7 protein-coding genes and 2 pseudogenes are annotated in these 5463 nt (G+C 68.5%); 4 read left to right on the top strand and 5 right to left on the bottom strand.

Annotated elements, in window-relative coordinates:
- Positions 1-614: hypothetical protein (locus AOK22_RS34725; protein WP_055702691.1), on the bottom strand; the 614-nt coding region annotated here is incomplete at its 3' end.
- A 127-nt stretch (positions 615-741) separates the two neighbouring features.
- On the opposite strand from AOK22_RS34725, the gene AOK22_RS34720 reads away from it, so the two are divergent.
- The 3 genes from AOK22_RS34720 (at position 742) to AOK22_RS43285 (ending at position 2186) form a co-directional block, all read left to right on the top strand.
- Positions 742-1173 carry an Hsp20/alpha crystallin family protein gene (locus tag AOK22_RS34720; protein WP_055702690.1) on the top strand — a complete coding sequence of 144 codons (432 nt, stop codon included), beginning with the start codon at positions 742-744 and terminating at the stop codon, positions 1171-1173.
- Between the two features lie 100 nt (positions 1174-1273).
- Complete coding sequence (locus AOK22_RS34715; protein ID WP_055702689.1) at positions 1274-1669, top strand: DUF2267 domain-containing protein; 396 nt, start codon at positions 1274-1276, stop codon at positions 1667-1669.
- Positions 1670-1985: 316 nt separating this feature from the next.
- Positions 1986-2186, top strand: coding sequence for a hypothetical protein (locus AOK22_RS43285; RefSeq protein ID WP_237773624.1), 201 nt, complete (start codon positions 1986-1988; stop codon positions 2184-2186).
- A 304-nt stretch (positions 2187-2490) separates the two neighbouring features.
- Here AOK22_RS43285 and AOK22_RS34705 read toward each other — a convergent pair.
- From AOK22_RS34705 to AOK22_RS40400, 4 genes and pseudogenes are all read right to left on the bottom strand, one after another.
- Positions 2491-2913 (bottom strand): annotated as a pseudogene (locus AOK22_RS34705) (ATP-binding protein); the annotation flags it as partial.
- A gap of 89 nt (positions 2914-3002) precedes the next feature.
- Positions 3003-3341, bottom strand: a complete 339-nt coding sequence (locus AOK22_RS44190; RefSeq protein ID WP_439959636.1) for a Mu transposase domain-containing protein — start codon at positions 3339-3341, stop codon at positions 3003-3005.
- Positions 3342-3575, bottom strand: a complete 234-nt coding sequence (locus tag AOK22_RS44185) for a hypothetical protein (protein WP_439959637.1) — start codon at positions 3573-3575, stop codon at positions 3342-3344.
- 7 nt (positions 3576-3582) lie between these two features.
- Positions 3583-3786 (bottom strand): annotated as a pseudogene (locus AOK22_RS40400) (IS256 family transposase); the annotation flags it as partial.
- A gap of 499 nt (positions 3787-4285) precedes the next feature.
- On the opposite strand from AOK22_RS40400, the gene AOK22_RS34695 reads away from it, so the two are divergent.
- Positions 4286-5419, top strand: coding sequence for a chorismate mutase (locus AOK22_RS34695; RefSeq protein WP_079037018.1), 1134 nt, complete (start codon positions 4286-4288; stop codon positions 5417-5419).
- Positions 5420-5463 lie beyond the last annotated feature (44 nt).

Genomic DNA, 5463 nt, shown 5'->3' with positions numbered 1-5463 from the left:
GTGTCGAGCCGGGCGGCGAGATCGGGGTAGGTGTCGGCCAGGTGGGGGCGGGTGGCGGTCAGCGGGGCGATGAGGTCGGCGGGATCGTCGTGGGCGAGGGCCGCGTGGAGCTCGCCGAGCGGACTGCGGGCGGCGGCGGGAAGGTCGGTGAGTGCGGTGATCTGCCCGGCGAGGCGGCGCAGGTCGGCCGCGTTGTGGCGGGCCCAGGCGGCGGTGGTGCGGTCGGCTGCGCGGGCCCGGCGGGTGGCCGTCACACGCTGCTCGCCGGTGGTCCCGGCCGGTCCGGGGCGGCCGCGCAGGTAGCGGCGCTCGGCGGCCTGCCGGCTGGCGACACCGAGGGGGCGGGCGAGATCGGCCCAGCTGGCACCCGCCTCGCGGGCCGTCTCGATCAGACCGGTCTCCCATCCGGCGAGCTGCTCGCGGACCTGCCGCAGCAGCATCAGCGAGGCCAGAGCCTGCTCCGGGCCCGGCCCGGCGTCGGGACCTTCGAGGGTCTTGCGCCCGGCGGCGCGCAGGGCGTCGTCGATGGCGTCGAGGGCCGCCGCGGCGGCGAGGAACGACGCCGGGCTGTCGGCGTCGGTACGGGTCGTGGACGGCTGGTCGGCTGCGGTCACGGGCACCCCTCCCGGAAAGTCATCAGGTCGACGACATCATGTTTGTCATCCATTGGATGACATGTTACAACGGTGCCAGTGCAGCGCATTGGCACCAACCGCTCGAACCTGCTGGAGGTGTTTCACGATGTTGATGCGCACTGACCCCTTCCGTGAACTGGACCGGATGGCACAGCAGCTGATGGGCCCGGGCACCTGGTCGAAGCCGTCGGTGATGCCGATGGACGCCTACCGCGAGGGCGACGAGTACGTGGTCGCCTTCGACATCCCCGGCGTGACCGCGGACGCGCTCGACATCGACGTCGAGCGGAACATGCTGACCGTCAAGGCCGAGCGCCGGCCCGTGGCGAAGGCCGACGACGTGAAGATGGAGCTGTCCGAGCGGCCACTGGGCGTCTTCTCCCGCCAGATCGTGCTCGCCGACACCCTCGACACCGAGCGCATCAAGGCCGATTACGACGCGGGCGTGCTCACCCTGCGCATCCCGATCGCCGAGCGCGCCAAGCCCCGCAAGATCTCCATCGGCGTCGGCTCCGGCCACAAGGAGATCTCCGGCTGACACCGGCCGACGGGTGCGGAGGACGGGCTCCTGATCTCCCCCTCACCCCGCCCCTCCGCACCCGTCGACAGCCCGACGACACAAAAGGGGGCGGCGGCCGATGACCTGGCGACGCGAAGTGTTCCTCGACCACGTGAAGGAACGCGGTGCATACGACACCGCGGCCGAAGCCGAGCGCGCGGCCCGCGTGGTGCTCGCCCTGCTCGGCGCACACCTGGCCGGCGAGGTCCGCGCCCAGCTCGCGGCACGCCTGCCGGAGGGCTTCGCCCTGATCCTGCTCAACCCGCTGCAAAGCGCCGAGCCCCTGTCTCCGGAGCGCTTCGTCCGCGCCACCGCGGCCTGGATCGAAGGCGCCACCGAGCACACCGCGACCTGGGACGTCAGCGCCGTGCTGTCCACCCTCGCCGACACCGCGGACAAGGACCTGCTGGACCAGATCCTCCTCCAGCTCCCCACCGGCTACGCCCTCCTCTTCGGCCGCCCCCAACCCACCTGACCACCAGTGCCGCGCCCAACTCGCAACGGCTGACCACCGGGGCGAGGGTTATCCACAGCCTCCGACGGGAGCCCGCGACGCCGACAGCCCGGCAAACTGCACGATGACAAGACCAACGACTACCACCACCTGCGACGATGACTGGCATCCCACAGCATCCAACACCGCCTCGCCCACAGAGACATCGACTCATCCCGACACCTGCGCCAGCATCGCTCAGTCGTGGGGTGGGAAACGTCAGGGTGGAGGGCCCTTGTCGTTGGCAGTGGAGAGAACGCACGATCGACTCATGCGAGGCGCCTTCGACGATGTCCCATTGACCACGCTCTTCCCCCGTCTGTCGCCTGCCGACGTCGAATCCCTGGAGCAAGCCGCCCGTGCAGTCGATGAGGCTCGCTCGGACGGAGACAAGGCTGAGTGGGAGTGGGCACTGGCTCACGTGGTCTTCCCAGGCCCGCAACAGTGGACGCCGATCATTCTCGGCCTGGATGTCATCGAGCATGCGGATGGGGGGTGACCAGCTGGAGTTCCTGCTTCAAGTCGTGTGGACAGACCTCGGCCAGCTCGCGGTCGACGCGGCGGTGAACGTGGCCTGCTGGTGCGACACCGATCACGCCAGCCATGACGTCGACGCCCTCAGGCTTGTCGTCGGCCAGGAGACCTCACTACCCCACGCCTTCCAAGCGGGTGCCGAGCGTCTGATCGGGTGGCTCACTGACCCTCGCGACCCAGATTTCTGGCGTGCACGAGTGGCTCTGCCTCCCCGCCAGCCCGTCTAGGAAGCCGGCGGGATGACGACGAGTAAGGGGCAGTTGGTGTGATCAGGCCACGTCAGCGTCGCGTTCGATGGCGGCGAGCCGGTTCTTCAGTCGGTAGCTGGGGCCGTTGATGGATACGACGTCGCAGTGGTGCAGGAGCCGGTCGAGGATGGCCGTGGCGAGAACTTCGTCACCGAACACCTGCCCCCATTCGCTGAAGGTCTTGTTCGAGGTCAGGATGATGCAGCCCTTCTCGTAACGCTTGGAGATCACCTGGAACACCAGGTTGGCCTCAGCCCGTTCGAGGGGCTGGGAGCCGACTTCGTCGACGACAAGAACTCCGGCGCGAAGGTAGGTGCGGAGTTTGCTGCTGAGTCGTCCGGCCGCCTCGGCGACCTTGAGCTGGCGGACCATCTCGTCAAGAGTCGTGAAGTAGGTCGTGAAGTAGACAGAGAAGCCGGCCCGGCAGGCGGCGACCGAGAGGGAGGGACGGGTCCCGGTCAGTTCGCCATAGACCGACAGAGATCTGCGGCCGACCTCGACGCAGACGGCCGCGGCCCGGTTCAGCAGAGCCATCAGCGAGCCGGCCGTCTCCTCGCCGAGTGCGTTCTGATGACGGGCTGCGGAGCAACGTCACCAGTGGTGGTCCGCCGATTCCGGCCATCGGGAAGACCGTCCCAGTGCTTCTCATTGACCACGCAGGCTCCGCGGCCGACAGCCCTGCGGTGAATGACAAGCAGGGTCTCGGCGTTAGCGTCGGGAATGGTGGAATGCAGAGTGATCTGGGACTTCCTGGCCCTGACTTCCACTAGCTGACGCGGGCGGACCCTGCGGGCCGGCACCGAGTAGAGGTTCGCGTCGAAGGCGACCAGGCAGTCCTTGCCGACGTAGCGAAGGTGTCGCTGGGTGACCACCTAGGGTGCCGCCGGCAGCGGTCGCAGGGCCATGTGGTCGCGGATCGCGCGGTGCCCGATGACTTCGCCGTGGGTGCCGTGGGACTTCGCCCGGCGCAACGGAACCCAGGCGTTGAAAGCGCAGTCCAGCTCCTCGATGGAGGAGAAGGACCGTCCAGCCAGGACGTGGTCGCGGACGATCAGGACCTGCCGGTCGACCCGGCCTTTCCCGGTGGGGCGGTAGGCCGCCAGCACGTCGACGCGTCAGGAAAGGCGGTCCCCTATAGCCGTTGCGCACCACCAGACGACGCCCCGACTCGTCACGCTGGTCAGCCAACTCAGCTATGTACGCGTTGCCCTCGGCCTCCAGGGCAGCGGCCAGCATCCGCTTGGCGCCCTGGCGGACAATGTCGTCGATCAGGGAGCCGGTCTCGGCCGTTCCGTCGGCATTCACTACCCTGAGCACGGGCGTGCCTTCCCGACCGACGCCGCTACGTCGGTCTACTCGATTCCAGGCAATCGATCACTCGGGTAGGTGCGCCCTTCGCGTTCAACCCAAGGCTGATCCACAAGTCTTGAGCATTGCTCGGCGGCGAGTTTTCCCCTGACACGGGTCTTCATTCGGGCGCATGGGTGCATTCGGGTTGATCATGGGAGTCCGGGGGCGTGATTCCGCGATAGTGCGGCGGGCCACGCGCCACGTATCGCGAAGTGCCTCATCAGCGACCAACGCGCCCCCTTCTCCCACTGGTCGCACGGGGCTAATGCGCGTTTACTCGGAACATATCGTCGGCCTCATGTTGGCGAATGCCGCCCTCCCTGCAGGAGTGGAAGGCTGGACGCGACTGCCGAGTGGAGCGGGACTCCGCGTACCGGTAGCGGCGCGGAAGGGTCCGGAGAAGGCGCCCACCGACACAGTGCGTGAGTTCTGTAAGTGACTCGCTGCCTCAAGTGGAAAGCAAGCCATGTCGCACGTCGAAGGAAATCCTGAAGGGCATATTTCCCAGGCGAGGAAGCGCCTGGATGAACTGGACCGACAGATCGTGAGAATGCTGAAAGAGCGGGTGTCGTTCTCCGCACTCGTGCAGTCCGCCCGCATCTCAGACGGAGGATGCCGCACCGACAATCAGCGGGAGAACGTCGTCGTCCGGAGGTACCACCAGAGTCTGGGGCCGGCAGGCCGTGACATCGCGCTGAGCCTGCTGCGCCTGTGCCGCGGCAGGGACCCCGTGCCCGCATTCGGGTGTGGCGCTTCCCCGGCCCGACGAGCCTTCCTCGGACCTGCGGCATCCGTCTCCCAGCGGGCCGCCGAGCTCCTCGTGCCCCGCGCGGGACAGGAACTGGTGCCCCTGGGGACGCTGGACGACGTGGTGAGCGAGGTGGTGGACGGTCGTGTCGATGAGGCGGTGCTGCCGCTGGAGAACAGCCTGTCGGGGCCTGTCCACGACAGCATCCGTGCCCTCGTCGCCTGCGACGGGGTCTGCGTCACCGCGCAGTTGCGGCTCCCTGTCGACTGGGTCCTAGCGGCTGCCCCGGGCACGCACCTGGCCGACGTCGACACCGTGGCGAGCCATCCCCACGCGTTGGCCCAGACCCGGAAGTGGCTCGGCGCGCTGCTGCCGCGGACGGCCACCACCAGCACCTCGTCCTCCTCTGCGTCCGCAGCAGGGCTGCTCGCGCCCGATGCCGCGTACGAAGCAGCCGTGTGTACCCGCCGGGCGGCGGAGCACTACCGCCTGAGCGTCCTCGCGGCACCTGACACGACACAGGTCCCCGTCACGCGCTTCGCCCTGGTACGACCTGCCGCCGCACTGCCGGAGCCTTCCGGTGACGACGTCACCAGCCTGGCCGTCACCGTGCCCACCCGGTCCCTGACCGACGTCGTGGAGTGCCTGGCCCGCAACCGGGCCGAAGTCCTGGGCTTGCACACCTTCCCCGCAGGGAAGGCACGTCACCTGCTGTGGCTGGACTGTCGCGGACACGCTGCCGACCCCCGCCTCGTGCGCACCTGGGTAGAGCTGAGCGAACCCTGCGACCAGCTGCGCATGATCGGCACCTACCCGGTTGCCGGCCTCTCGGGTCGACCGGCCGAATCCTGAACAGCCACGGTCCCCGGCTCTTCCCCCCCCCAGCATCGCCAGCC

This window comes from Streptomyces silaceus (genome assembly GCF_001419745.1).
Taxonomy (GTDB): Bacteria; Actinomycetota; Actinomycetes; order Streptomycetales; family Streptomycetaceae; genus Streptomyces; species Streptomyces silaceus.
Note: the sequence above shows the minus strand (reverse complement) of the source record. Positions and strands in the feature narration are given on the sequence as shown.

Excerpts from the sequence above, each read along its gene's own strand:
- AOK22_RS34720 (WP_055702690.1), top strand. The coding sequence starts at position 742 with ATGTTGATGCGCACTGACCCCTTCCGTGAACTGGACCGGATGGCACAG.
- AOK22_RS34715 (WP_055702689.1), top strand. The coding sequence starts at position 1,274 with ATGACCTGGCGACGCGAAGTGTTCCTCGACCACGTGAAGGAACGCGGT.
- AOK22_RS34695 (WP_079037018.1), top strand. The coding sequence starts at position 4,286 with ATGTCGCACGTCGAAGGAAATCCTGAAGGGCATATTTCCCAGGCGAGG.